Raw genomic sequence first — 26336 nt, 5'->3', positions numbered from 1 at the left:
TTTGACTGATTTTCTCGACATAAAACCTCTCACAAAGGAGGCTTTCGGATCCTTCGGTGATGTGATCGAAACGACACCCTCTTCCATGCGGCATATCAATGGCGGCCAGACCGAGCGGCATCATGCGCTTGCAGCTCCGGAGGCGGCGGGTGAGGGTGCGCGTGTCATCCTCAATATTTTCCGCGGGCAGCCGCGCGCCTTTCCGCATCAAATCGAAATGATGGAGCGGCATCCGCTTGGCAGCCAGAGTTTTTCGCCGCTTTCCGGCCGGCCTTTCCTCGTGGTCGTCGCCGATGACGATGGCGGCCGGCCCGGCCGGCCGCAGGTGTTTCTGGCGCAGGGCGATCAGGGCGTGAATTACCGCCGCAATGTCTGGCATTATCCGCTGATGCCGTTGCAGGCGGTTTCGGATTTTCTGGTTGCCGACCGCGATGGGCCGGGTAACAATCTGGAAGAGTATTTTTTCGATGAGCCCTATATGATCGCGGAGCCCAAGCCATGACCGGTTTGACCACCCATGTCCTCGATGCCGCCCAGGGCACGCCCGCTGAAGGGCTGACGATCGAGCTCTACCGGCTCTCCGGCGATCGCCGCGAGAAGCTGAAGACGGTGAAGACCAATAGCGACGGCCGTGTCGATGGCGGGCCTCTGCTCGCCGGCGACAGTTTCAAGGTGGGTCAATACGAGCTGGTTTTCCATGCCGGCGATTATCTGCGCGGCAAGGGTGTGGCGCTGCCGGAGCCGGCCTTTCTCGATATTATCCCGATCCGCTTCGGCATTGCCGATGAGAGCGGCCACTACCATGTGCCGCTTCTGCTTTCGCCCTATAGCTATTCCACCTATCGAGGAAGCTGATTGCCATGATCTTTGCCGCGATTGCCGATATTCACGGAAACTGCGCCGCGCTCGAAGCCGTGCTGGAGGATATCGCGAGGCTTGGTATCAAGGACATCGTCAATCTCGGCGATTGTTTCAGCGGCCCGCTGGAAGCGGGGTTTACCGGCGATGTGCTTGTTAGCAACTGGATTCCCAGCATTCGCGGCAATCATGATCGGGAACTGATCGACCGCGCGCCGGAGGAGATGGGGAGCTGGGAGAGGCCGGCGTATGCGCAGCTGAGCGCCGCCCATCTGGACTGGCTGCAAACCCTGCCATTCAGCATGGTGTTCAAGGATGTCGCCTATTGCTGCCATGGCTCGCCGCGTGACGATCTGGAATATTGGCTGGAAACGCTGTCGCCGGAAGGCGTTCTGAAATTGCGGCCGCTGGCCGAAATCGAAGCCATGGCTGAAGGCATCACGCAGCCGCTGATGCTGTGTGGCCATACCCATATTCCCCGCACCGTGCAGCTTTCCGACGGCCGGCTGATCGTCAATCCCGGCAGCGTCGGCTGCCCCGGCTGGAAGGACGACACGCCTTTCGACCATCACGTCGAGGCCGGCCACCCGCTTGCCACCTATGCCGTGCTGGAAGAGACCGGGCGCGGCTGGCAGGTCTATTTCCGCAACATCCGTTACGACAATATGGCGATGGCCGAGATGGCGAAGGTCAACGGCATGCCTCGTCTCTCCGATGCGCTGGCGGGCGGCTGGCTCAAGCGCTGATCCTCACCCCTCGCTGGTCATCACCACGCAGGAATAAGATTGCGCCTTCAGTTCCTTGCAGGCGGAAACCGCCGAAGACTGGTCTTCGAAGCCGGTGAAACGGGCGCGGTAGAGGGTTGCCGATCCGCTTTGCACCGCTTCGGTATAGGGAGCGATCCCGGCATAATTTCCGGCGATGTTGGAGCGGGCATTGGCGAGCAGCGTGCGGGCGGCGGCTTCGCTGTCGGTGGCGGCGATCTGCACTTCCCAGCGGCTTCTCTGGCCGGCGGAGACGGCAGCGGGGGCCGGCCGCGGGATGGCCGAAACCTGCATCATGTCGGCCATCTGGTTATTCGCCGTGGCGATCTGCATGGCGACCGGATCCTGGCGGCGTTCGGCGAACATCGGCAATGGTACAGAGGCGGGGGGTACTGAAGCGGTGGGCGCGGCTGCGGGCGTCACAGCAAAGGTGCGGCTGACATTGGCGCTGGCGACGAGCTGTTCGGTGTTGCGGCTTCTCGATGCCTGCGGCACGGCCTTGTCCAGAAGGGCGGCCATCTGCGCATCGCGGCTACGCGCGGTCTTGCCGCCCAGCACGACACCGACGACGCGGCGGCCATTGTGATTGACGGCGCTGACGAGGTTGAAGCCGGAAGCATTGGTATAACCGGTCTTGATGCCGTCCATGCCCTGATAGCGATACATCAGATTGTTATGGCCGCGGACGCGTTTTCCCCGGAAGCTGAAGGATTTCATGGCGAAGAGGCCGTATTCCTTGGGAAAGTCGCGCTGCAGCGCCAGGCCGAGTTTCGCCATGTCGCGCGCCGTCGTCACCTGCGATTTGCTGGGCAGGCCGGAAGCGTTGCGGAACACCGTTTTCGTCATGCCGAGCTGGCGGGCCTTGCGGGTCATCATCTCGGCGAACCTTGCCTCGGAGCCGCCGAGATGATCGCCCATGCCTTCCGCCATGTCGTTGGCGGATTTGACGATCATGCCGTAGACCGCCTCGCGCACGGTGAAGGTTTGCCCCTGGCGCACATAAAGCTTCGAGGGGATAACGGCCGCACCGTTCTTGGACATCTTTATCTTCTGGTCCCAGCGAAGCCGGCCGGAATGCAGCGCCTCGAAGGTCATGTAAAGCGTCATCATCTTGGTGAGCGAGGCCGGGTGGTTCAGCACATCGGCATTGCGGGCGGCCAGAACCTTGCCGGTATTGGCATCCATGATGAAATGGGCGTAGCCGGCCTGGGCAGGCGATACCTGCAATGAGAGGATCGCGCAAAAGAAGGCGAGTGCGAAGACCCATGCGCCCGCCATTCCCCGTTTGATCGTTCCCGACATAATTCACCCCTTTTGTTCGGCCGCCGCGATGAGCGAAGTTTTACTGACACTTTCCGGCAACAAAACCGCTAAAACTTTAGAGATCGCTTTCATGCTTAATTAAGTATGAATTTCAAGCTGGCGGCAGCCCTCACAATTTCCTTGCAAAGAAACCAACCGTCCGGTATGTTACGGAACATGAAAAATGCACATGAACGGAAAAAGCAGCCTGAGATCGTTCGCCGCAGTCTTCTCGATTGCGCGGCGAAACTCGCTGCCGAACAGGGTGTTGCAGCACTTTCCGTGCAGGCGGTGGCGGATGCCGCCGGGGTGACGAAGGGCGGGTTGTTTCATCATTTCGCTTCCAAGCAGGCTTTGCTGGAGGGGTGATGGCGGACCTTCTTTCGGCGCTGGACGCGGAAATCGATGCGCTCATCTCACAGGATTGTGAAGCTTACGGATGCTTCACGAGGGCCTATGTGAACGCGGTTTTCGCCGATCGAGACCGGGAATCGGGCAGGCAATGGGCGGCGTTATCGGTGTCGATGGTCGGTGAACCGTCGCTCAGGCGCATGTGGACCAGCTGGTTCGAAGGACGTCTCATCCGTCATAAGGAAACGGATGAGGGGGTGGTATTGGAACTCGTAAGGCTAGCGGCTGACGGTATCTGGTTTGCCGATCTTCTGGCTGATGACGGTAGGGCAGGTGGCGACAGGGCGGCTCTCAGAGCCCGGATGATCGCGCAGACGAAAAAGGAAATGGAACAATGAACGCGGCAATCTTCACCTACGGGGCGCTCGTCGCGGCCATTGTCTGCGAGGTCATCGCCACCTCGTTCCTGCAGCAGTCGCAGCAGTTCACCCGGCTGTTGCCGACGGTGCTGATGGCGCTGTTTTACGGTGCGGCCTTTTATCTGCTGTCGTTCACGCTGCGGGCGCTGCCGGTCGGCGTGGCCTATGCGATCTGGAGCGGGCTCGGCATCGTGCTGATTTCCGGCATCGGTTATTTCGTGTTCCGCCAGACGCTGGATATCGCCGCCGTTGTCGGCCTCGGGTTTATCGTGACGGGGGTGGTGATCGTGAATGTGTTTTCGAAGACGGTGGGGCATTGAAGGCCTCTCCACCTCATCCCTGTGACAGGCACAGGGATGAGGGAGGCAGCGTACGGGACTTTCCGAGACGCCGGCTCTGAGGCATCACCTCACCTGCTACAGCGTCACCATCACGCCAGAACGCTGCGGTCCACATCCGTAATCAGCCTTTTGCCGCAAAGCGCCATGCTGACATCCATTTCCTTGCGGATGATCTCCAGCGCCGTCGTCACACCCTGTTTGCCATCGGCGCCGAGACCATAGAGGAAGGGCCGGCCGATATAGGTGCCTTTGGCGCCGAGCGCCACGGCCTTCAGCACATCCTGACCGGAGCGGATGCCGCCATCCATGTGCACCTCGACCCTGTCGCCGACGGCATCGACGATCTTCGGCAGCATGGCGATCGAGGAATGCGCGCCGTCGAGCTGGCGGCCGCCATGGTTGGAGACGATGATGGCATCGGCGCCGGTATCGAGCGAGGCGCGGGCGTCTTCCTCGTCAAGGATGCCCTTGAGGATGAGCTTGCCGCCCCAGCGTTCCTTGATCCATTCGACATCCTTCCACGACAGGCGCGGATCGAACTGTTCCGCCGTCCATGAGGAGAGCGAGGAGAGGTCGGAGACATTTTTGGCGTGGCCGACGATATTGCCGAAGCTGCGGCGCTTGGTGCGGGCCATGTCCATGCACCATTTCGGCCGGGTCGCCATCTGCCAGATATGTTTCGGGGTGAATTTCGGCGGTGCGGAGAGGCCGTTGCGCAAATCTTTGTGGCGCTGGCCGAGAATTTGCAGGTCGAGCGTCAGCACCAGCGCCGAGCAGCCGGCGGCCTTCGCCCGGTCGATGAGATTATTGACGAAGTCCCGATCCTTCATCACGTAGAGCTGGAACCAGAAGGGTTTCGAGGTCACGGAAGCGACATCCTCGATGGAGCAGATGCTCATGGTGGAAAGCGTGAAAGGCACGCCGAATTCTTCGGCTGCTTTCGCGGCAAGCATTTCGCCATCGGCGTGTTGCATGCCGGTCAGTCCGGTGGGGGAGAGGGCTACCGGCATTGAAACCTTCTCGCCGACCATTTCGGTGGCAAGCGACCGGTCGGTCATATCCACCAGCACGCGCTGGCGCAGCTTTATCTTGGAAAAATCATCCTCATTGGCGCGGTAGGTGCCTTCCGTCCATGCGCCGCTATCGGCGTAGTCGAAAAACATTTTTGGCACACGGCGCTGAGCCTGTTGCTTCAGGTCCGCTATGGTCAGGATTTTGCCCATGGATAAAGCCTTCACATTTGAATGATGGCTTCACATAACATGAATGGGACGGCTGCGACATTAAAATCGACGGGGGTGATCACCAGAAAGCCCGCAAAAATAGCTCGGCTCCCAATAAAAGCAGGCAGATGAGGAACCAGCGCCGGAATGTTGCCGGGCTGACGATGTTACGGATCTTCTGGCCGACCCACATGCCGAGAAGCGCGGGCAGCACGGCGAGTGCCGAAAGCGACAGATGCTCGACGCGGAAGGCGTCTTGAGACGCAAGGCCGGCTGCAAGCGCAACGGTCGAAACGGTGAAGGAAAGGCCGAGCGCCTGCACGAGATCGTCGCGGTTGAAACCGAGCGACTGGATATAGGGCACGGCGGGCACGACGAAGATTCCGGTGCCGCCGGTCAAAAGGCCCGTTATCAGTCCCATGACGGGAGAGAGTTTTGGTTCCAGCCTTGCCGGAATCGAGACCGGTCTGGCAAGCAGGCTGTAGGCTGCGTAAGCCGCAAGGCACAGGCCGAGTGCCGAGGTGGTCCAGACGCCGGTGCCCGCCGTCATCAGCCGGATGCCGATGAGTGTGCCGACCGCGATGGCGATCATCATCGGCCACAGCCGCTTCACGATGGCCCGAAAATCAGGCCCCGCCAGCAATTGCCAGATATTTGTGATGAAGGAGGGCAGGATGAGCAGCCCTGCGGCAATGACCGGGGGCATGAAGAGGCCGAGCACGCCCATGGCGACAGTGGGCAGCCCCATGCCGGTCACGCCCTTGACGATGCCGGCAACGATGAAGGTCGCGAGGATCATGAGCAGGGTGGTTGTGTCTAAGTTCGGCACCGGGCACTCCAGAGGTCATTCGCATTTCGGCCGGGTGATGCCAGCCAGTCATTTGAAGCGAGCGGGTGCGACACGGTTTCTTCTCCCCGCCGGGGAGAAGGTGGCCCGAAGGGTCGGATGAGGGGGCAACGTCGGTGATAAATCGAGAGCTGGCCCCCTCATCCCGCTGCCGCGGACTTCTCCCCGGCGGGGAGAAGAAACAAGCGGCACCCGCTCGATTTGATAGGCCACTGATACATGAGGCCATGAGCAAATGTTTCGGCCGCAGCCGAACTATGCAAGCGTGCTCTTCATCGCCCTGCCGGCCACATAGGTTTCCACCACCGTGCGGTCGTCGCCCATGGTCAGCATCAGGAAGAGTTCTTCCGTCAGGCTGTTCACCACTTCCATCTTCAGCGCCATGGCGGGTGTCGAGGAAGCATTCAGCACCGTGATGTCGGCATCTGTGCCGGCCTCCAGCGTGCCGATGCGGTCGACCATGGAAAGGGCCTCGGCATTGCCGCGGGTCATCAGATACCAGCTTTCCAGCGGGTTGAGGCGCTCGCCCAGCAATTGCTGGATCTTGTAGGCCTCGTCCATGGTGCGCAGCATGGAGTAGCTCGATCCACCGCCGATATCGGTCGCAACCGCGATACGAACAGGCTTTTCGCGCCGTTGCAGCTTTTTCATCGGGAACAGGCCGGAGCCGATGAACAAGTTCGAGGTGGGGCAATGCACGGCGACTGCGCCGGTTTCCGACAGCACGTCCGCCTCGCGCTCGGAGAGGTGGATGGCGTGGCCGAGCAGGGTCTTTTTTCCCATCAGTCCGTAGCGCACATAGATGTCGGTATAGTCGGTCGCTTCGGGGTAAAGCTCGCAGGTATATTTGATCTCGTCGAGATTTTCCGAGAGATGCGTCTGGATGAAGAGATCGGGAAATTCCTGCGCCAGCGCCTGTGCGGCTTCCATCTGCTTCGGGGTGGAGGTGATGGCGAAGCGGGGGGTGATGGCGACGTGGTTGCGGCCCTTGCCGTGCCAGTCGGCGATCACCTGGCGCGTCTCGTCATAGGAGGTTTCCGGCGTGTCCAGCAGGCCCTGCGGAGCGTTGCGGTCCATCATCACCTTGCCGCCCACCATCAGCATGTTGCGCTTCATGGCCTCAGCAAAGAAGGCGTCGGCGGAGGTCTTGTGCACGGAGCAATAGGCGGCGGCCGTGGTGGTGCCGTGGCGCAGAAGCTCGTCGTAGAAATGCGTGGCGATGCGCTCAGCATGGGCGCTTTCGACGAAACGGCATTCTTCCGGGAAAGTATAGGTGTTCAGCCATTCCAGCAGGTTGGCGGCATAGGAGCCGATAACCTGCATCTGCGGGAAATGCAGGTGCATGTCGATGAGGCCCGGCACGATGAGATGGGGCCGGTGGTCCTTTTCCTCGATGTCTTCGGGCGCTTGTCTGCGGATATCGGCGTATTCGCCGATGGCGGCGATCCGGCCGTCTTCGATCAGCAGGCCACCGTCTTCGATATAGAGATAGCTTTGCGTATCGTCGATTGCGAGCGGCGCGCGGCGGAAGCTCAGCAGGCGGCCACGCAGCAGAACCATGCTCATTCAGTATTTCCTTCGGCTTTTCCTGCCCCGGAAACCGCGCTTTCGTACCATGCGGTCAGCAGCTTGCGCTCATCCGGAGTGATGGCGGTGATGTTGCCGGGAGGCATGGCATGGCTGCGCCCGGCTTGCAAATAGATTTCACGCGCATGGGCGGCGATCTGTTCGTCGGTTTCGAGCTTCACGGATTTTGGCGTGAAGGGCACGCCTTCCCACACAGGTTCGGCTGCATGGCACATGGAACAGCGGCCCTGAACCACATCGCGCGCCTTGGCGAAATGGGCGTCGGCGACGAATTGCTGCTGCATCGGCGAAAGCGTCGCTGCCTTCTGTTCTTCTTCGCCGGTCAGCACCTTCGGCACGGTGGAAAGCCACATGATGACGATGAAGATGAGGGCGGTCAGCAGCCAGGTCCATGTGGGTTTCCCCTTACGGGCATGGGTGGTGTTGAACCAGTGGCGAATGGTGACGCCCATCAGGAAGACCAGCGCTGCGATGATCCAGTTAAACTGCGTGGCAAAGGCCAGCGGATAATGGTTCGACAGCATGAAGAAGATGACTGGCAGCGTCAGGTAGTTGTTGTGCAGCGAGCGCTGCTTGGCGATGCGGCCATATTTCGGGTCCGGCGTGCGCCCGGCGATCAGGTCTGCGACGACGATCTTCTGGTTCGGGATGATGATGAAAAACACATTCGCCGACATGATGGTGGCGGTAAAGGCGCCGAGATGCAGGAAGGCGGCGCGGCCGGTGAAGACTTGGCTATAACCCCATGCCATCGCCACCAGCGCGACGTAAAGCACGATCATCAGGCCCCAGGTATTGTTGCCGAGCGGCGATTTGCAGAGGAAATCGTAAAACAGCCAGCCGATGGCAAGCGAAGCGAGCGACAGACAGATGGCTTGGAACTGGGTGAGCGCCAGCACGGAATGGTCGATGAGGAAGAGATCCGCGCCGCCATAATAAACGATGCAGAGCATGGCGAAGCCGGACAACCAGGTGACGTAGCTTTCCCATTTGAACCATGTCAGGTGCTCGGGCATCTGGGCAGGCGCGACCAGATATTTTTGGATGTGGTAAAAGCCGCCGCCATGCACCTGCCATTCCTCGCCATAGGCCCCCGGCGGCAGATGCGGCCGTTTGACCAGCCCGAGATCGAGCGCGATGAAATAAAAGGATGAGCCGATCCAGGCGATGGCGGTGATGACGTGGAGCCAGCGGACGGCAAAGGCCATCCATTCCCACGCAATGGCGTATTCGTACATGCGGTTCCCCTGATCCTTGTGCAGCGCACCTTGCGAGAAATTTGACCTTTAGGAAAGGGAAAAGCAGAGGGCAGGAGGTGATTGTTCACAATCTGACGCCTTTGTGTCCTCAATCTCGTTTCAGTTCGCCCGTGTATGTGGGTTGGCCCGGTAAAGTTGCAGCCGCGCATTCCTGTCGCATAGTTTGTGCTTAGCTGGCTAACGCGACTCAGCTATTATCCTTTGTGCAGTCTGCCGATGTGCTAAAATATAAGGCTGCGAAGTCCTGCGGGGCGCCTTGCCGGAAATCCATTCCGGTTTTACGCCGATGCGCAGGGCTTCCATGACATGTTTCGCTGGCGGTTCTTCCGAAAGCGGGCGCTGCGAACCCTGGGTGGGGGCAGATCAGGGGGCAGGTATCGCAGTTCCCGGTGCCGTTGTGTCCGGGTGGGTGTTGATGTGAAATTTGAATAAAGGGACGCAATGATCTTCCGGCAGCCGCCGTTGTTTCAACGGAGACCATGCCGATGCGCCTTGTTCTGACGGTCCTCTTCTTCTCTCTGGCGTTCAGCGCCACCGCGCTTGCCCATGAATCCCACAAGGGGTTCAAATATGAAAGCTATTGCTGCAATGGCGACGCCGAAACCGGCGACTGCCAGATGATTCCCACGCGCAGTGTTCGTGTCACGCCTGACGGTTACGAGGTCTCGCTCGCACCCGGCGATCACCGCATGGTCACCCGACGCCATGTCTTCAACTGGTCGCAGCGCGAGGCAAGACGATCCGAGGATGGCGAATATCATCTCTGCCTGTTTCCGGATGAGGACACGCCACGCTGTTTTTATGCGCCGGACATGGGGTTTTGAGGCAGTTGCTGCGGCCGGCTTTCCTCGATCCGCTTCAATATCCAGTCGCGGAACAGCCTTATCTTGCGAATGTTCCTGCGGTTTTCGGGGTAGACCAGCCAATAGTTCTTTCCTTCGCTGCTAAGGTGCTCGAAGGGTTGATAAAGGCGGCCGAGCGCAATCTCATCGGCATAGAGTTCAGGGGTGAGCATGGCCACCCCCTGGCTGGCGATTGCTGCGGCGGCTTCGAAGGCCTGCACATTGAGGCGGCTGCGGGGATAACGGTCGAGGCCGGGATTTTCAACACCCACTTCCCGAAACCATTGGCTCCACCAGATATCGCCGGGATCGATGATGCGCAGGCGCAGCAGGTCTTCCGGTTTGTGCAATCCGCCGATGCTTTCGGCAAGGCCCGGATGCAGCATCGGCGTATAAACGCCGCGCAGCAATTGATGGTAGATCAGCCCTTTGCCATTATCTTTGCTCCAGCGAATGGCGACATCGCAGTCCGACTGGGAAAAATCGATCAAAGCGCTTGATGTGTCGAGCCGCACGGCAATCGAGGGATGTTCAAGCTGGAAAGCACCCAGATGCCGCGAAAGCCAGCGTGAGGCGAAGGTAGCGGTGGAATGGATTGTCAGGGTCGCATCGGATGTGTCGCGCACATTGTCGACGGCCTCCCGCAGATTGTTGAAGGCTTCCGCGACTTTCGGCGCGAGTTTCTGCCCGGCCTCGGTCAGCGAGACCTGCCGCGCCTTTCTGATGAAGAGCGGCTCGCCGATATTCTCCTCCAGCAGTTTCACCTGATAGCTCACCGCCGTCTGGGTCATGCCCAGTTCTTCGCCGGCCTTGGTGAAGCTCAGATGCCTTGCGGCAGCTTCGAACACCCGCAGGGCGTTCAGGGGAAACTGGCGGGACATTTTCATGGATAAGTTCTCTTTATGCCAATTGCCGAAGGTTTCATTGGTTTTTCTCCGGAAAACAGAGCATTTTTAGCTCAATTCATCAACTGAGCTTCTGACATTTTTGAATGGAGACGAACATGCGCACAGCACTCTTGCGCGCGTGGTCCCGCCTGCGTGCGGGCCTGCGGACAGCGGAACGGTTTACCCTTGAAAGCCTTGCACCGGACAATCTGGCGGATGAAAGCCTGCCGGACGGGCTCAGGCGTGATCTTGGCCTTGAGGATGGCCGTGTCGATTTTCGCTGCGACGGATTTCGGCAGCGGAAAATGCTTGCAACAACTCGGCTGCCACAAGGGCCGCTATGATCGCAGGCCGCTTGTCCCTGACGCTGTTGCCGCCGATGGGCAGGATGAGCTTTGCAAGGCGGGACATGGGCTCTCCTTCCCGCTCCAGCCAATGGGCGAAGGTGGAGCGTTTGGTCTTCGAGCCGATCATGCCGACATAGGCGAGATCGTCGCGGGCAAGCGCTTCCTTCGCGATGAGGAAATCGAGCGCGTGATCGTGGGTGACGATGATGGCAGCCCCGTTTGCAGGAATTTTCGCGACGAGCGCCTCCGGCATGGGGGTCAGCACGGATGCGATGTTCACTGGAAGATCGTGCAGCTCGTTTTCCCGGGTTTCCACCACTGTCAGCGTCAGGGGCAGCAGCGACAGCGCCTCGGCCAGCGCCTTGCCGACATGGCCCGCCCCAAAAATGAAGACGGAGGGCTGTTGCTCGGCCTCGCCCTTTAGTCTCGCCTCCAGCGCTGCCGCGATTTCCGCCGTTATCAGCCGGAACCGGAGCAGGGTGCGGCCGCCGCAGCACTGGCCGATTTCCGGGCCAAGCGGAATATCCATGCGGTCTTCGGTAGAACCGCTCCGCAGCATCGCCCGGGCGTGGTCTATGGCCATATATTCGAATTGCCCGCCGCCAATGGTTTCCCACAGGCCGTCTTGCGAGACCAGCATGAAGGTTCCTGCCTCACGCGGGGAGGACCCTTTCACGGCCTCGATTTCCACGAGGATCGTGGCGGGGGAGCGGGTGAGGAAAGAGGGCAGGGAGGTGTCAGGCATTGACGCTGGCCCCCTCATCCGGCCCTTCGGGCCACCTTCTCCCCGGCGGGGAGAAGAAAGTTCCCGCAAGCTCCGCACTACGACCGCAACACTTTTGAATTGCCGCGACGGTGCGGCAGATTTCTTCTCCCCGCCGGGGAGAAGGTGGCCCGAAGGGCCGGATGAGGGGGCTTGGCCGCATGGAAACCTCCCTCTCACACCTTCTTCAGCCGTTCCACCGCCATCAGAACCCGCTCCGGCGTTGCCGGCGCGTCAAGGCGCGGGCAAACCTTATAATCGGCGACGGAGGCGACGGCCATGGAGAGGGCTTCGAGAACAGAGATCGCCAGCATGAAGGGCGGTTCGCCCACGGCCTTGGAGCGGCCAATGGTGGGTTCGGCATTTTCCGCCCATTCCGCCAGCTTGACGTTGAAACTCTTCGGCCGGTCGGAGGCGAGCGGGATTTTGTAGGTGGAGGGCGCGTGGGTGCGCAACCGCCCCTTGCCGTCCCACCATAATTCCTCGGTCGTCAGCCAGCCCATGCCCTGCACGAAGGCGCCTTCCACCTGGCCGATATCGATGGCCGGGTTCAGCGACTTGCCGACATCGTGGAGGATATCGGTGCGCTCCATCATATATTCGCCGGTGAGCGTGTCGATCGACACTTCCGAGCAGGCCGCACCATAGGCGAAATAATAAAACGGCGTGCCACGGCCGGCGGCGCGATCCCAGTGGATTTTCGGCGTCTTGTAAAAACCGGCGGCAGAAAGCTGCACGCGGGCGAAATAGGCCTTTTTGATGAAGTCATTGAAGGCGATTTCCTCAAGGCCGATGCGCACCCGGTTCGGCAGGAAGACGATTTCCTCTTCCGGCACATTCCAGTTCTCGGCGGCGAATTTGACCAGCCGCTCGCGGATCTGGCGGGCGGCGTCATAGGCCGCCATGCCGTTAAGGTCAGTGCCGGAGGAGGCGGCGGTGGCCGAGGTGTTCGGCACCTTGCCGGTGGTCGTTGCGGTGATTTTCACCCGGCCGATATCCACCTGGAAGGCATCGGCCACCACCTGCGCCACCTTGGTGTAAAGGCCCTGGCCCATTTCGGTACCGCCATGGTTCAGGTGGATGGAGCCGTCATTATAGATATGCACCAGTGCACCCGCCTGATTAAAGGCGGTCATGGTGAAGGAGATGCCGAATTTGACGGGCGTGAGCGCGATGCCCTTGCGGATGATCGGGCTCGTTTTGTTGAACTCGATGATCGCCTCACGTCGCGCGCGATAGTCGCTTGACGTCTCCAGCTCCTCGACAACGCGGGCGATGATGTTGTCCTCGACCTCCTGATGATAGGGCGTCGTGGTGCGGCCAGAGCCGGTGTCGCCGTAGAAATTCAGTTTGCGGATATCGAGTGGGTCCTTGCCCACCGCATAGGCGATTTCCTCGATGAAACGTTCCGCGCCCAGCATGCCCTGCGGGCCGCCGAAACCGCGAAAGGCGGTGTTGGAAACCGTATGGGTTTTCAACGGCCGCGAGGTGAGATGCACATGCGGGTAGAAATAGCTGGAATCCGCATGGAACAGCGCGCGATCCGTGACCGGACCGGAGAGATCGGAGGAAAAGCCGCAGCGGGCGGCATAGGTGGCGTCGACGGCGTGGATGCGGCCTTCCTCATCGAAACCCAACTCGTAATCGACACGGAAATCATGGCGCTTGCCGGTGGCGGTCATGTCCTCGTCGCGGTCGGGGCGGATTTTCACGGCCCGGTTCAGCTTCTTGGCGGCGATGGCGCAGAGGGCGGCGAACTGGTTGCCCTGCGTTTCCTTGCCGCCGAAACCGCCGCCCATGCGGCGTACCTGCACGGTGACGGCATTGGACGGCACCTGAAGCATATGGCTGACAATGTGCTGGATTTCGCTCGGATGCTGGGTGGAGCTCCACAGCGTTACCTCGTCATCCTCGCCCGGCACGGCCATGGCGATGTGGCTTTCGAGATAAAAGTGTTCCTGTCCGCCGATCCGCATGGTGCCGGTGAGGCGGCGGGGCGCGACATCCATTTCCAGCTTGGCATCGCCGCGTTTCAGCGTCATGGGGTCGATGACCAGCGCGCCGCCATTTTCAATCGCCGTGTCGATATCGGTGAAATGCGGCAGGTCCTTATAGGTGATCTTCGCCTTGCGGGCCGCCTTTCTGGCGATATCGCGGGTTTCGGCAAAAACCGCGAAGATCGGCTGGCCGTGGAATTCCACCTTGGTTTCGGCAAGCAGCGGCTCGTCGTGACGGCCGCCGGAAGAGATGTCGTTTTCGCCGGGCACGTCCTTGGCAACCATGACCCAGAGCACGCCGGGTGTTTTTTCCACTTCCGAGAGGTCCATCGAGACGATTTCGGCATGTGCCCGGTCAGCAAGGCCGAGAGCGCCGTGGATCAGTCCGGCGGGTTCGGGAATATCGTCGATATATTCGGCGCTGCCCGTCACATGCTTATGGGCGGAATCGTGCCGGAGCGAAGCGTGCATCGGGCCGTCGATTTCTGTCTTGGTCTTGTCGAAGCTTGTGGTGTCCATGGTTCAAGCTCCTCCTTGGTGAATTACGGCATATGACAGCGATAATAGTCCCTCATTCCTGTGCTTGTCACAGGAATCCAGCCAGCCCAAGTCTTTGGGCTGAAAAGAGTCTTTCGCCGCGCAGACGCGCGTCGGCTGGATTCCTGTGACAAGCACAGGAATGAGGGAGGGTGCGGGTGTCGCCATCGCCATCATCACGCCTCCTCCAGCGAGAAACGGCTGAGTTCCTGCTTTTGCCCCGAAGTCTTGAGGAAAAATCGCGTCAGCAGGTTCTTGGCCGTCAGTTGCCGATATTCGGCAGTCGCCCGCCAGTCGGTCAGCGGGGTAAAGTCCTCGTCCAGCACATCGCGCGCCGCATCGATCGTTTCTTGGCGCCAGGGCTTGCCGAGTAGGGCTGCCTCCAGATGCGCGGCGCGTTTGGGCGTGCCAGCCATGCCGCCGAAGGCGATGCGGATGTCGTCGACCGCGCCATCGGCATCGAGCGTCAGGTTGAAGGCGCCGCAGAGCGCGGAAATATCCTCGTCGCGGCGCTTGGAAATCTTATAGACGGCGTAGAGGCTTTCCGGCTTCCGGAACGGAATGAAGAGCTTTTCGACGAATTCGCCGCTCAGCCGGTCCTGTTTGCCATAGTCGATGAAATAGCTTTCCAGCGGCAGGCTGCGGTTGCCGGAGGACGAACGCAAGGTCAGCGTCGCCCCGAGCGCGATCAGCGCCGGTGGCGTATCGCCGATGGGCGAACCGTTGGCGATATTGCCGCCGATGGTGCCCATATTGCGCACCTGCTCGCCGCCGAGGCGGTCGAACAGCCGGGCAAGCGGCGGGAAATGTTCCGCAATGGTCTTGAAGGCCTGGCTGTAGGTGACGCCGGCGCCGAGTGTCACGCCGTCCTCATCCACGGTGATGGTTTGCAGATCCCCGAGATTGTTGATGAAGATGACCGGGTTCAGCGCCCGCATCTGCTTCGTCACCCACAGGCCGACATCGGTGGAACCGGCCACGATGGTCGCCTTCGGTTCAGCAGCGTAAATCTCGGTCAGTTCGGCCAGTGTCGCTGGAATGATGGTGCGGTCCTCGCCGTGGGTAACGGTGATCGTTTCATTGGCGCGGATCGCCCAGAGCCTTGCCATGATATCGGTGCGGTCCCGTTGCAGCGGGTCGAACAGCGCGCTCGGGCGCGCGGCGGCGATCTTTTCGGCGGCGCGCACGATCGGCTCATAACCCGTGCATCGACAGAGATTGCCTTGCAGCGCCTTTTCAATGTCGGCGCGGCCGGGGTTTTCACTGGCAAGCCAGAGGCCGTAAAGCGACATGATGAAGCCCGGCGTGCAGAAACCGCATTGCGAACCGTGGAAATCCACCATCGCCTGCTGCACGGGGTGTAGCGTACCGTCGCGCGCGGCCAGATGTTCGACCGTCACGATATGGGTGCCGTGCAGCGAGCCTAAAAAGCGGATGCAGGCATTGACGCTTTCATAACGCAGCGAGCCATCCAGCAGCCGCCCGACCAGCACCGTGCAGGCGCCGCAATCGCCTTCGGCGCAGCCTTCCTTGGTCCCGGTCAACCGCTTGCTGATGCGGAGATAATCGAGAAGCGTGTCTGTCGGTCCGAAATCCTTCAGCGACATGGTTTCGCTGTTGAGGATGAAGCTGATCGCGTCGTTCATGCAATGCCCTGCTTTTTTGACCGGCTGCCGAGCCGATTTCTTGTCATTATCCCTGCGCATCATATGCACGCCCGCAGGCGTATATCGATTTCCGTTTTGGCAATTCATTGTTTCCAAAACGGAAAGAAAGTTCGGCAATTATTGCGCCGTCCAGCCGCCATCCACGGAAATATGGGTGCCGGTGATGTTGCTTGCGGCATCGCTTGCCAGAAACAGTGCGGCGGCGGCCACGTCATCGACGGTGACGAACTGCTTGGTTGCCTGCAGTTCCAGCATCACGTCGTTCTTCACCGCCTCTTCGCTGATGCCGCGCACCTTCGCCATTTCCGGTATCTGCTTTTCGACGAGCGGTGTGAGCACATAACCCGGACAGATGGCGTTGACGGTAACCCCGGTCTGCGCCAGCTCGAGCGCCGCCGTCTTCGTCAGGCCCATGATGCCGTGCTTGGCCGCCACATAGGCCGATTTGAACGGCGAGGCGACGAGACCGTGGGCGGATGCGATGTTGATGATACGGCCTTTGCCGGCCTTCTTCATCAGCGGTATCGCCGCGCGCATGGTATGGAAGGAACTGGTCAGATTGATGGCGATGATCCAGTCCCATTTTTCCGGCGGAAATTCCTCGATGGGCGCGATATGCTGGATGCCGGCATTGTTGACGAGCACATCCACAGAGCCGAGTTTTTCGTTGGCGGAATTGATGAGATCGGCGATCTCGTCCGGTTTCGTCATATCCGCGGGGTGATAAAGCACGCGCCCGCCGCTTTCCGCTTCCAGCAAAAGGCGCAATTTTTCGATCTCGTCCTCATCGCCGAAACCGTTCAGCACAATATTGGCGCCCTCCCGCGCAAATCGCTGCGCAATCGCAAGGCCGATACCGCTTGTAGAGCCCGTCACGATAACTGTCCGATGCATGCTTTCCCCTTTTTGCATTACTTCGCACATGTTTAAGCAAGGTATGCCCAAAGGGGGCGGGCTGGCAATCGCCATTTCGGGCGCCATTTAAGGGGAGCTCGGTTGCGCAGTGAAACAGGCCGCGCCCATCCATTTTTTCGAAGCTAAGCATCCAGATTTTGCGCCAGATTCTGCATTTGCCTGCGGGGGCTTCCGTCCCTATCTCTGAGGCAAGCAAACAGAGGTATCATCTATGGAACTCGGTCTTTACACATTCGCGGATGTCAATCCCAACCCCGCCGATGGCCGTGGGCCGGAAGGCGCGCGCCGGCTGCGCGAACTCATCGAAGAGATCGAGCTTGCCGATCAGGTCGGGCTCGATGTCTTTGGCCTCGGGGAGCATCACCGTCCGGATTATGTCGTCTCCTCGCCCTCCACCGTTCTCGCGGCGGCGGCGGTGAAGACGAAGAATATCCGCCTGACGAGCGCCGTTTCGGTTTTGAGTTCGGACGATCCGGTGCGGGTGTTCCAGCAGTTTTCGACCGTCGATCTCCTGTCGAACGGCCGCGCCGAAATCATGGCCGGGCGCGGTTCCTTCATCGAATCCTACCCTCTGTTCGGTTACGATCTTGAGGATTACGACGTGCTCTTCGCCGAAAAGCTCGATCTGCTTTTGGCGCTGCGGGAGCAGGAAATCGTCACCTGGTCCGGCACCAAGCATCCTGCCATTAACGGGCGCGGCGTTTATCCGCGGCCGCTGCAGGAGCGTCTGCCGGTGTGGATCGCCGTCGGTGGCACGCCGCAATCGGTGGCGCGGGCAGGCGCCATGGGTCTGCCGGTGGCGCTTGCCATCATCGGCGGCGAATATCGCCGCTTTGCGCCGCTGTTCGATCTCTATCATGAGGCTGCGCGCCGCGCCGGGCAGGAAAAGACCAAGCTGCGCACCAGCATCAATGTGCACGGCTTCATTGCCGACACCACCGACAAGGCGGCGGACCAGTTTTACGGACCGCAGGCGGAGGTGATGAACCGCATCGGCCGCGAGCGTGGCTGGGGGCCGACGAACCGCGCGCATTTCGACGCCGCGCGCGGGCCGGAGGGCAATCTCTTCCTTGGCGAGCCGGAACTGGTGGCGGAAAAGATCATCAAGGCGCATGGCGTTTTCAGGAATGACCGCTTCCTGCTGCAGATGGCCATCGGCCTGATGCCGCACGATCAGATCATGCGCGGCATCGAGCTTTATGGTACGAAAGTCGCCCCGATCGTCAGAAAAGAATTGACGGGGAGCGCCGATCCGGTGAAAGCCACGGCCTGATGATTGCCAAGGCGGGCGTTTTGAGACCCGCCATACAGAACGACGGACAGAGACATGGTCATTTCCACCGAAGAAGAACTGGTTCTGCTGAAGGATATCGGCCGTTTGTGCGCCGTCGCGATGCAGACCATGGCGGACGCGCTGGAACCCGGCATCACCACGGCCGAGCTGGATGCCATCGGCCGCAAGGTGCTGGAGGATAACGGCGCGCAATCGGCGCCGGAATTCTGCTACAAGTTTCCCGGCGCGACCTGCATCAGCGTCAACGAGGAAGTGGCCCACGGCATTCCGGGTCCCCGCATCATCAAGGCGGGCGATCTCGTCAATATCGATGTCTCGGCGGCGAAGAACGGCTTTTTCGGCGATACCGGCTCGTCTTTCGCCGTGCCACCGGTGAAGAAGGAAATCGAGCGCCTCTGCCGCGATGGCAAGCGCGCCATGTGGACGGGCCTGCAGCAGGTGAAAACCGGCAGGCCTTTTGCCGATATCGGCAATGCCATCGGTGCTTTCGCCAAGAAGAACCGCTATACGCTGATCACCAATCTCGCCAGCCACGGTATCGGCCGCTCGCTGCACGAGGAGCCGAAGGAACTGGCGACCTGGCCGGACAAGGACGAGCGGCGCATCATGCAGGAAGGCATGGTGTTTACCGTCGAGCCGTTTCTCTCGACGGGCGCCTATTGGGCCGAAGACGGCGACGACGATCCATGGACGCTCTATAGCGATCCGAGTGCGCCGACGGTGCAGTATGAGCACACCGTGGTTGCGACGAAGAACGGGCCGCTGGTGCTGACGCTGGCTGAGTGAGGGGCGGGGACTGAGTTCCGTTCATCAAGGGCAAGTTACAAACGTCCATTGCCTCGTCTTGGCCCCTGAGTGAGGCGAGCGGGCGCCCCTTGTTTCTTCTCCCCGAGGGGGAGAAGTCCGCGGCAGCGGGATGAGGGGGCTACGGTAGAGATATTCGGAGAGCTAGCCTCCTCATCCGACCCTTCGGGCCACCTTCTCCCCGGCGGGGAGAAGAACAAGCGGCAACATCCGAACATTCATGACAGATAACGACCGCTTATAACGCCGATCAAAATAACTCGCTTGTCCCTTATCCGCCCCGTTGCGATAAGCCATGCATGAGCATCGACAAGCCACTTTCCGCCAAACATCTGACCGCACTTGGATTTTCCGGGGCGCTGATGATGGCCTCCGCCATGGGTTTCGGCCGTTTTTCCTTCACCCCCATTCTGCCGGGCATGATGGCGGATGTTCCGCTTTCGGCGGGGGATGCGGGGATCGTGGCGGCGGGTAACTTCGCCGGTTATCTGGCCGGGGCGGTTCTAGCGGCCTATTCATGGGGTTCGGGGCGGGAACGGCCGGTGGCGCTTTGCGGCCTGTTTTCCACCGGGGCATTGTTGCTTGCCATGGCGGCTTTCAACTCCGTCGCGGCCTTCACCGTCATCCGGTTTCTGGCCGGGGTCGCCAGCGCGCTCACCATGATCTTCACCTCGCAAATCGTTATCGGCCATGCCGTCAAGGCGGGCAGGGATAGCATTCAGGCGCTGCATTATGGCGGTGTCGGTGCGGGCATCGCGATCTCCTCGCTTGCGGTCTATCTGATCGGCGTCGTTTTTGACGGCGGCGGTTCCTCATGGCGGGAGGAGTGGATTGCAGGCGCTGTCTTTTCCTTCATCACATTCATTCTCGTCTGGCGGGTGCTGCCCCCAGGCCCGCCGCGACATGCATCCTCTGTGGCGGAGCCGCCGCTCCACTGGACGCGGCCGCTCTTCCTGACGACACTGGCCTATGGGCTTTTCGGTTTCGGTTACGTCATCACCGCCACCTTCATCGTGGCAATCGCCCGCATGGCCGCCGCCGGTGCTTTCGTGGAGTTTCTGGCCTGGTTCATCACCGGCTGCGCCGCCGCCATTTCGCTTTTCCTCTGGAAACCGGTCTTGAAATCGCAGGGGCTGAAACGCGCCTTCGTCATCGTTCTTGCCGTCGAAGCCGTCGGTGTTTTCGCTTCCGTCATGCTGCCGCCGGTGCCGGGTGTTCTCGCCGGAGGCCTGCTTCTCGGGCTGACCTTCATGGTCATCACCGCTTATGGCCTGCAGCTCGGCCGGGAATTTGCCGGGCCGAGCCCGCGTCGCGCCTTTGCGCTGATGGCGGCCGCTTTCGGCACGGGCCAGATCGTTGGGCCACTCGCCGCCGGCTGGATTGCCGAGGTGACGGGAAGTTTTACCGCGCCCAGCATTCTCGCTTCCGCCGTGCTTGTCGTCAGTATTGTTCTGATGTTGCCGGTGCTTGCCACGGAGCAACGGCGTTAAGTCTTTGACGGCGTCCTGACCGGTCCGAATTCACGCTGTTTTGCGGGGATCGCGCCACGATCTGCGCCTTACATCTTGTTAAGGTCGTCGCTTCTCCGTTGCTGTGCACAAATTTCTGCCCTAGGTTCGGGCCATCTAGTGCTTCGCCAATAATGGCTGATTTCAAACGCGCGTGAGTTCGAAACGTGTTTCATTCCTTTTTTCCCAAACCGAAAATCTTCTTCACGTCGGCCATTATCTGGGCTTTTTTCGCCATTCTCGGATGGTACTTCATCGTTGAAGGGTTAGGTCGGTCTTGGGGCTATGTAATGCCTGAACAGGAACCCTACGATCTCAGCTACTTCCTGGTCCCGGCTAACCTGTTCTTTTACGCCTATCTGGCATTGTGTCTGGCGGCGTTCGGCGGCGTGTGGACCGTTATCGCCAAGGATCATCCCTGGAAATTCTGGTCCATCTGGGGATCGCTGCTGATTATCGCGGTGACCTATTTCGGCGTTCAGATTTCCGTCGTCATCAACAATTTCCGGCGGCCTTTCGGCGACCTTTTGCAAAATGCCCTGTCGAAACAGCCGGGCATCGAAGTCTGGGATTTTTACAGCCTCCAGATCGTCTTCGCCAAGATCGCCTTTCTCAGCATGGCGGTTTCGATCCTGACGGATTTCTTCACCAGCCATTATATCTTCCGCTGGCGCACCGCGATGAACGACTTCTACATGTCCAAATGGGAAAAGCTGCGCCACATCGAAGGTGCTTCCCAGCGCGTTCAGGAAGATACGATGCGGTTCTCCTCAACGCTTGAGGGGTTGGGTATTACGCTCATCAATTCGGTAATGACGCTCGTCGTCTTCCTGCCGATCCTGTTTGCGCTGTCGTCTTATGTCTCCGAATTGCCGATCTTGGGCGAAGTGCCGCATGCGTTGTTCTGGCTGGCGATTGTCTGGTCTATCTTCGGCACGGTCCTTCTGGCGACAGTCGGCATCAAGCTGCCCGGCCTGAACTTCCGCAACCAGCGTGTGGAAGCCGCCTACCGCAAGGAACTCGTCTATGGCGAGGACCACGCCGACCGTGCCCAGCCGCCGACAGTCAAGGAGCTTTATTCCAATGTGCGGAAAAACTATTTCCGCATGTATTGGCACTATCTCTATTTCAACGTCGCACGGTATTTCTACATTCAGGCCGATGCGGTGTTCCTGCTTCTGATGCTCGTTCCGACCATCGTGGCGGGCAAGATCACCTACGGTATCTACCAGCAGATCGCCACGGCCTTCGGTCAGGTCAGCAATTCGTTCCAGTATCTGGTCAATTCCTGGACAACGATCATCGAGCTGCTGTCCATCCATAAACGTCTTGTGGCCTTCGAGGCCGCGATTGACGACAAGCCCTTGCCGGATATTGACGAGCGCTATCTTCAGCGCGAAGCGGAGGCCGGCGAGCTGGCGGCTAACAAGCCCTGAAAAAAGGCGGTCGATTGGCCGCCTTCAGGTCTTGAGCACGTCCTATGGAGACGGTCTGTTTGGTGAACTGCCTCATCCGCACCCGTCACCCCGGACTAGATCCGGGGTCCAGCGCGATCAAGTCCTTGATCGCAAGAGACTCTTCTCACGGCGCAGACGCGCCGTGGCTGGATGCCGGGTCAAGCCCGGCATGACGGAGGAGGGGTGTTCGACCTTTGTCACGAACAGGAGAGTATGAGGAAGTTTACCCCTCGGTCTTCTGTTTCTTCCGCGCCTCGATCATCGGCATCGCCTCGGCATAGCTTACACAGGCAACATCCTGCCTGCCGCAGACTTCGCGCAGCAGCCGCTCATAGGCGTTCCAATAGGCGCCGCCATTCATCTTCACGAAGTGAAAGCCCATCTGTAGCGGAATGCGCTCGCCATTATATTGCCTGTCGAATGCATTGCGGAAGGCCGTATAGGCGCGCTCCTCGAATTCCTTCGAACGATCCGGCGTCTCGACGCCGATGGAGTGGCGGATGAAGAGATTGTAGTCCATGGCGATGATCGGGCGGTTGCCCGGACCTTCCGGAATGAGCGGCAGGCCGAAATGCTCTATGCCGTCGCGCTCCACCGGCCATTCCGGTCCCTTGGTGATGCTGGTGGCGTCATAAACGAAACGGTGCTTTTTCTGCGCTTCGGTCAGCGCCGGCCCCTGCGAGAGATAGGGCGCGCGAAAACCATCGATCTTTTTCACCATCTCGCGCCAGCCTTCGGGCTCCTCGCCCTTCTTGCCGATCATTTGCCAGGCATTTTCCAGCGTGCTGGTGAAGGTGGTGAATTCGCCGTCCCATTGTTCGGCGGTCCATTGCCCGCCATCGAAATGGCCGCAGGTGTGGTTGCCGATCTCGTGACCTTCGCGATAGGCCGCCCAGATGTTTCTGAGCCTTGCCTCCACCTCTTCCGGCGACTGGCCGAAACCGACATTGGAACGACCCGCCTTCTGGCCGGGTCCCTGATAGGTCTTGGCGCTGGTCTTCCTGTCCATCACCAGCGTGCAGGCCAGGAAATAGGTGAAATGCGCGCCGACTTGCTTGCCCGTCGCCCGGCTTCTTTCCCACAGCGAATTGTCGCCCGCACCGTCGAAGGACACGATGACGAGCTGCTTCGGCTTCTCAGCCTCTTCGGCAAAAGCGGGAAGGGCGGCGAGAAGCGACAGGGAAAAGGCGGCAAGTGAGCGAAACATCAGTTATCCGTCATATGAAACACCGTGGCCTTTTGCGGGTGGAATAAGGCGAAGCTTTGAATAGTCTGGCGTTTTCGTGACTTTCGGCCTAATTCCTGTTGCAGCTTGCGGTGATAGGGCCGCTTCGTTCCACCGGGGGACCGTGTTCCATGCTTTTTCTCGCACTCTGTCTTGCCTTGTTCCTGCTGACGCATCTTTTGAAGGTGGTCGCACCGCAATTTCGCGCGCGGATGGTCGCGACGATGGGGGAGGGGCCTTTCAAGGGCGTCTATTCGCTCGTCAGCCTCATCACCCTCGGCCTCGTCATCTATGCCTTCGGTGAAGCGCGGCAGGAAACCGGAATGTTGTGGTATCCTCCGGTCTGGATGAGCCATATCGCCGTAACCCTGATGCTGCCGGCGATGATCTGTCTTATCGCCAGCCTCATCCCGGCTGGCCACATCGCGACGAAGACGAAACATCCGCTCATCCTTTCGGTCAAGATCTGGGCGCTTGCGCATCTTCTTGCCAATGGCGAGACGTCTTCGATCCTTCTTTTCGCATCGTTCCTTGCCTGGGGCGTGGTGATGCGGATTTCGCTGAAGCGCCGGGAACGAGCGGGCGAAAAAGTGGTCCGGGACTTCGTTTCAAGCCGCTACGATCTGGTGGCCATTGTCGGCGGCATCGTTCTGTGGGGTGCATTCATCCTGAAACTGCACGAATGGTTGATCGGCGTTCAGCCCATCGTCCTGTAGGAAATCAACGTTTCCCCCTTACATATCAGGCAAAATAGGCTAGAAGGCCGACCATGACCCGGTCGGTCTGGCTTTTGCTGACCCGGGTAAGCGGCTTGGTATGTCCGCGAACGGATGGATCGGCGACGATCTCCGCGCGGGTAACGGAGAATTTGATGGCAAACGAAAATGATACCTTTATCCGCGAAGTGAACGAGCAGATCCGCTCCGAGCAGCTGTCGCGCTTCTGGGGCCGTTACGGTATCGTAGTCGTGGGTGCGGCCGTTCTCGTGGTTCTGGGCGCCGCTGGCGCCGGTATCTACGAATACTGGAACACCAGCCGCGCTTCCAATTCCGGCGACCAGTTCCTTGCGGCGCTGAAGCTCGCTTCGGACAACAAGACGGATGAGGCGCTGAAGGCCTTTGCCGATCTCGAAACCTCCGGTCATGGCAATTATCCGGTTCTGGCGAAGTTCCGCTCGGCCACGCTGCTGTCGCAGAAGGGCGATGCGGCCGGCGCCATCGCCGCCTTCACCGCCATCGGCAACGACACATCTGCACCGCAGGTCTTCCGCGATACCGCCAAGGTGCGCGCGGCCTGGCTGCTGGTGGATAACGGCACCTATGATCAGGTCGTTGCACTGGCCGAGCCGCTGAGCGCCGAGGGCCAGACCATGCGGGCGTCGGCCCGTGAGGCCTTGGGCCTTGCCGCCTACAAGGCCGGCGATTTCGTCAAGGCCAAACAATGGTTCGAGCAGATCGTCGGCGACGCGCAGGCACCGCGCAATGTGACGAACCGCGCACAGATCATGCTCGACAACATCACCGCTTCGGGCAAGGCTGCCTAACGCCGCTGCGCCACGCAGGATCGCGCCGGCATTCTCCGCATTGCCAAAGCGATCCAACTCATTATTTTACGCATGTCCTTTGCCCAAAACAGGTAACGTTTTGGGCAGACGTGCTTCAAGGAACCAGGATCAATGAGCTTCACCGTCGCCATAGTCGGGCGCCCCAATGTCGGCAAGTCCACGCTTTTCAACCGTCTTGTCGGAAAGAAGCTGGCGCTGGTGGACGATACGCCGGGTGTGACCCGCGACCGCCGCCCTGGCGAGGCGAAGCTGGTCGACCTGCGTTTCACCATCATCGATACCGCCGGTCTGGAGCAATCCGGACCGGAAACGCTTCAGGGCCGCATGTGGGCGCAGACGGAAGCGGCAATCGACGAAGCCGATGTGACGCTGTTCGTCGTCGACGCCAAGGCCGGCCTGACGCCCGCTGACGAGACGCTGGGCGAAATGCTGCGCCGTCGTGGCAAGCCGGTGGTGCTGGTGGCCAACAAGTCCGAAGCGCGCGGTTCCGATGCCGGTTTCTACGACGCCTTCACGCTCGGCCTCGGTGACCCTTGCCCGATCTCGGCCGAACACGGCCAGGGCATGATCGACCTGCGCGACGCCATTGTCGAGGCAATCGGCGAAGACGTCGCTTTCCCGCCTGAAGTGGATGAGGCAGAGACGGATATCGTTCTGCCGCGCAGCGAGCCGGGCAGCGAGGACGAAGAAGACGAAGAGCCGGTTTATGACGAGACCAAGCCGCTGCGCGTCGCCATTATCGGCCGGCCGAATGCGGGCAAGTCGACGCTGATCAACCGTTTTCTCGGTGAAGACCGGCTGCTGACCGGCCCGGAAGCCGGCATTACCCGCGACAGTATTTCGGTCGAATGGGACTGGCGCGGCCGGACCATCAAGATGTTCGACACGGCCGGCATGCGCCGCAAGGCCAAGGTGACGGAGAAGCTGGAAAAGCTCTCGGTGGCGGATTCGCTGCGCTCGATCCGTTTTGCGGAAACCGTGGTGATCGTGTTCGACAGCACCATTCCCTTCGAAAAGCAGGATTTGCAGCTGGTCGACCTCGTCATTCGCGAAGGCCGCGCTGCCGTGCTCGCTTTCAACAAATGGGATCTGGTGGAAGACCCGCAGGCCTATCTGGCCGATCTGCGCGAGAAGACCGAGCGGCTGCTGCCGCAGGCGCGCGGCATTCGCGCCGTGCCGATTTCTGGCCAGACGGGTTATGGTCTCGACCGGCTGATGCAGAATATCATCGATACCGACAAGGTCTGGAACCGCCGCATCTCCACCGCCCGCCTCAACCGCTGGCTGGATTCGCAGACGACTCAGCATCCGCCGCCGGCCGTTTCCGGCCGCCGCCTGAAGCTGAAATATATGACGCAGGTAAAGGCCCGCCCGCCGGCCTTCATGATTTCCTGCACGCGGCCGGAAGCTATTCCGGAAAGCTATACGCGTTATCTGGTGAACGGTCTGCGCAAGGATTTCGACATGCCGGGCGTGCCGATCCGTGTGCATTATCGTGGGTCTGACAATCCGTTCGAGAGCAAGGCGAAGAAGCGGCGATGATCTGACGCAGGGCGTCGCGGCCTGTTTCTTCTCCCC

Annotated in this window: 23 protein-coding genes and 1 pseudogene; 13 read left to right on the top strand and 11 right to left on the bottom strand. The window is 60.2% G+C overall.

Going from position 1 to position 26336, the window contains the following annotated elements; genetic code table 11:
* Position 1 precedes the first annotated feature (1 nt).
* Genes L901_RS05610 through L901_RS05600 form a run of 3 tightly spaced genes read left to right on the top strand, consistent with a single transcriptional unit; the run spans position 2 to position 1604 of the window.
* The gene (locus L901_RS05610) at positions 2 to 502 is read left to right on the top strand and encodes an ureidoglycolate lyase (RefSeq protein WP_059754279.1); all 501 of its coding nucleotides are present in this window, start codon (positions 2 to 4) and stop codon (positions 500 to 502) included.
* Positions 499 to 855: a hydroxyisourate hydrolase gene (gene uraH, locus L901_RS05605; RefSeq protein WP_059754275.1), complete on the top strand. Its 357-nt coding sequence runs from the start codon at positions 499 to 501 to the stop codon at positions 853 to 855. The genes L901_RS05610 and uraH overlap by 4 nt, the downstream gene beginning before the upstream one ends.
* 5 nt (positions 856 to 860) lie before the next feature.
* Positions 861 to 1604 carry a metallophosphoesterase gene (locus L901_RS05600; protein WP_059754273.1) on the top strand — a complete coding sequence of 248 codons (744 nt, stop codon included), beginning with the start codon at positions 861 to 863 and terminating at the stop codon, positions 1602 to 1604.
* A gap of 3 nt (positions 1605 to 1607) precedes the next feature.
* On the opposite strand, the gene L901_RS05595 is transcribed toward L901_RS05600, so the two are convergent.
* Positions 1608 to 2900, bottom strand: a complete 1293-nt coding sequence (locus L901_RS05595; RefSeq protein ID WP_059754271.1) for a D-alanyl-D-alanine carboxypeptidase family protein — start codon at positions 2898 to 2900, stop codon at positions 1608 to 1610.
* 189 nt (positions 2901 to 3089) lie between these two features.
* Here L901_RS05595 and L901_RS05590 point away from each other — a divergent pair.
* Together L901_RS05590 and L901_RS05585 are read left to right on the top strand one after the other, a co-directional pair.
* Positions 3090 to 3673: pseudogene (locus L901_RS05590) on the top strand (TetR/AcrR family transcriptional regulator).
* Positions 3670 to 4014 (top strand): multidrug efflux SMR transporter, encoded by a 345-nt coding sequence (locus L901_RS05585; RefSeq protein ID WP_059754268.1) that lies wholly within the window; start codon positions 3670 to 3672, stop codon positions 4012 to 4014. Before L901_RS05590 ends, L901_RS05585 begins: the two are co-directional and overlap by 4 nt.
* A 110-nt stretch (positions 4015 to 4124) precedes the next feature.
* Here L901_RS05585 and L901_RS05580 read toward each other — a convergent pair whose 3' ends face one another.
* From L901_RS05580 to puuD, 4 genes are all read right to left on the bottom strand, one after another.
* Positions 4125 to 5258, bottom strand: coding sequence for an alpha-hydroxy acid oxidase (locus L901_RS05580; protein ID WP_059754267.1), 1134 nt, complete (start codon positions 5256 to 5258; stop codon positions 4125 to 4127).
* 79 nt (positions 5259 to 5337) lie between these two features.
* Positions 5338 to 6057 carry a sulfite exporter TauE/SafE family protein gene (locus L901_RS05575; RefSeq protein WP_082710484.1) on the bottom strand — a complete coding sequence of 240 codons (720 nt, stop codon included), beginning with the start codon at positions 6055 to 6057 and terminating at the stop codon, positions 5338 to 5340.
* A gap of 303 nt (positions 6058 to 6360) precedes the next feature.
* Positions 6361 to 7671, bottom strand: coding sequence for a guanine deaminase (gene guaD / locus L901_RS05570; RefSeq protein ID WP_059754261.1), 1311 nt, complete (start codon positions 7669 to 7671; stop codon positions 6361 to 6363).
* Entirely contained in the window at positions 7668 to 8930 is a 1263-nt protein-coding gene (gene puuD, locus L901_RS05565; protein ID WP_059754258.1) for a urate hydroxylase PuuD, read from the bottom strand. The genes guaD and puuD overlap by 4 nt, the downstream gene beginning before the upstream one ends.
* A gap of 506 nt (positions 8931 to 9436) precedes the next feature.
* On the opposite strand from puuD, the gene L901_RS05560 reads away from it, so the two are divergent.
* Positions 9437 to 9775: a hypothetical protein gene (locus tag L901_RS05560; RefSeq protein ID WP_059754605.1), complete on the top strand. Its 339-nt coding sequence runs from the start codon at positions 9437 to 9439 to the stop codon at positions 9773 to 9775.
* Here the strand turns inward: L901_RS05560 and L901_RS05555 are convergent.
* From L901_RS05555 to L901_RS05530, 5 genes are all read right to left on the bottom strand, one after another.
* Positions 9751 to 10680, bottom strand: coding sequence for a LysR substrate-binding domain-containing protein (locus L901_RS05555; RefSeq protein ID WP_020810938.1), 930 nt, complete (start codon positions 10678 to 10680; stop codon positions 9751 to 9753). The two genes, L901_RS05560 and L901_RS05555, sit on opposite strands and share 25 nt — an antisense overlap.
* Positions 10681 to 10917: 237 nt before the next feature.
* Entirely contained in the window at positions 10918 to 11772 is an 855-nt protein-coding gene (gene xdhC / locus L901_RS05550) for a xanthine dehydrogenase accessory protein XdhC (RefSeq protein WP_059754256.1), read from the bottom strand.
* A 194-nt stretch (positions 11773 to 11966) separates the two neighbouring features.
* Positions 11967 to 14306 carry a xanthine dehydrogenase molybdopterin binding subunit gene (gene xdhB / locus L901_RS05545; protein ID WP_059754253.1) on the bottom strand — a complete coding sequence of 780 codons (2340 nt, stop codon included), beginning with the start codon at positions 14304 to 14306 and terminating at the stop codon, positions 11967 to 11969.
* Positions 14307 to 14500: 194 nt separating this feature from the next.
* On the bottom strand, positions 14501 to 15970 hold the full coding sequence (gene xdhA / locus L901_RS05535; protein WP_059754600.1) for a xanthine dehydrogenase small subunit: 1470 nt from the start codon (positions 15968 to 15970) through the stop codon (positions 14501 to 14503).
* Positions 15971 to 16108: 138 nt separating this feature from the next.
* Positions 16109 to 16885 (bottom strand): 3-hydroxybutyrate dehydrogenase, encoded by a 777-nt coding sequence (locus L901_RS05530; RefSeq protein WP_059754597.1) that lies wholly within the window; start codon positions 16883 to 16885, stop codon positions 16109 to 16111.
* A gap of 232 nt (positions 16886 to 17117) precedes the next feature.
* Between L901_RS05530 and L901_RS05525 the strand changes: the two genes are divergently transcribed.
* From L901_RS05525 to sbmA, 4 genes are all read left to right on the top strand, one after another.
* Entirely contained in the window at positions 17118 to 18179 is a 1062-nt protein-coding gene (locus tag L901_RS05525) for an LLM class flavin-dependent oxidoreductase (RefSeq protein ID WP_003524232.1), read from the top strand.
* A 54-nt stretch (positions 18180 to 18233) separates the two neighbouring features.
* On the top strand, positions 18234 to 18986 hold the full coding sequence (gene map / locus L901_RS05520; RefSeq protein ID WP_059754250.1) for a type I methionyl aminopeptidase: 753 nt from the start codon (positions 18234 to 18236) through the stop codon (positions 18984 to 18986).
* Between the two features lie 317 nt (positions 18987 to 19303).
* Entirely contained in the window at positions 19304 to 20494 is a 1191-nt protein-coding gene (locus tag L901_RS05515) for an MFS transporter (RefSeq protein WP_059754247.1), read from the top strand.
* A gap of 185 nt (positions 20495 to 20679) precedes the next feature.
* Positions 20680 to 21948 carry a peptide antibiotic transporter SbmA gene (gene sbmA / locus L901_RS05510; protein WP_035261556.1) on the top strand — a complete coding sequence of 423 codons (1269 nt, stop codon included), beginning with the start codon at positions 20680 to 20682 and terminating at the stop codon, positions 21946 to 21948.
* A 244-nt stretch (positions 21949 to 22192) separates the two neighbouring features.
* Here the strand turns inward: sbmA and L901_RS05505 are convergent, their stop codons facing one another.
* Positions 22193 to 23176: a polysaccharide deacetylase gene (locus L901_RS05505; RefSeq protein WP_059754244.1), complete on the bottom strand. Its 984-nt coding sequence runs from the start codon at positions 23174 to 23176 to the stop codon at positions 22193 to 22195.
* 149 nt (positions 23177 to 23325) lie between these two features.
* On the opposite strand from L901_RS05505, the gene L901_RS05500 reads away from it, so the two are divergent.
* From L901_RS05500 to der, 3 genes are all read left to right on the top strand, one after another.
* On the top strand, positions 23326 to 23910 hold the full coding sequence (locus tag L901_RS05500) for an NnrU family protein (protein ID WP_059754241.1): 585 nt from the start codon (positions 23326 to 23328) through the stop codon (positions 23908 to 23910).
* 155 nt (positions 23911 to 24065) lie between these two features.
* The gene (locus L901_RS05495; protein ID WP_059754238.1) at positions 24066 to 24737 is read left to right on the top strand and encodes a tetratricopeptide repeat protein; all 672 of its coding nucleotides are present in this window, start codon (positions 24066 to 24068) and stop codon (positions 24735 to 24737) included.
* Between the two features lie 132 nt (positions 24738 to 24869).
* Entirely contained in the window at positions 24870 to 26300 is a 1431-nt protein-coding gene (gene der, locus L901_RS05490) for a ribosome biogenesis GTPase Der (protein ID WP_059754235.1), read from the top strand.
* Positions 26301 to 26336: the final 36 nt, after the last annotated feature.

The sequence above is a fragment of the Agrobacterium sp. D14 genome, assembly GCF_001526505.1.
Taxonomy (GTDB): Bacteria; Pseudomonadota; Alphaproteobacteria; order Rhizobiales; family Rhizobiaceae; genus Agrobacterium; species Agrobacterium leguminum.
This window is presented reverse-complemented; position numbering and strand designations above follow the sequence as displayed.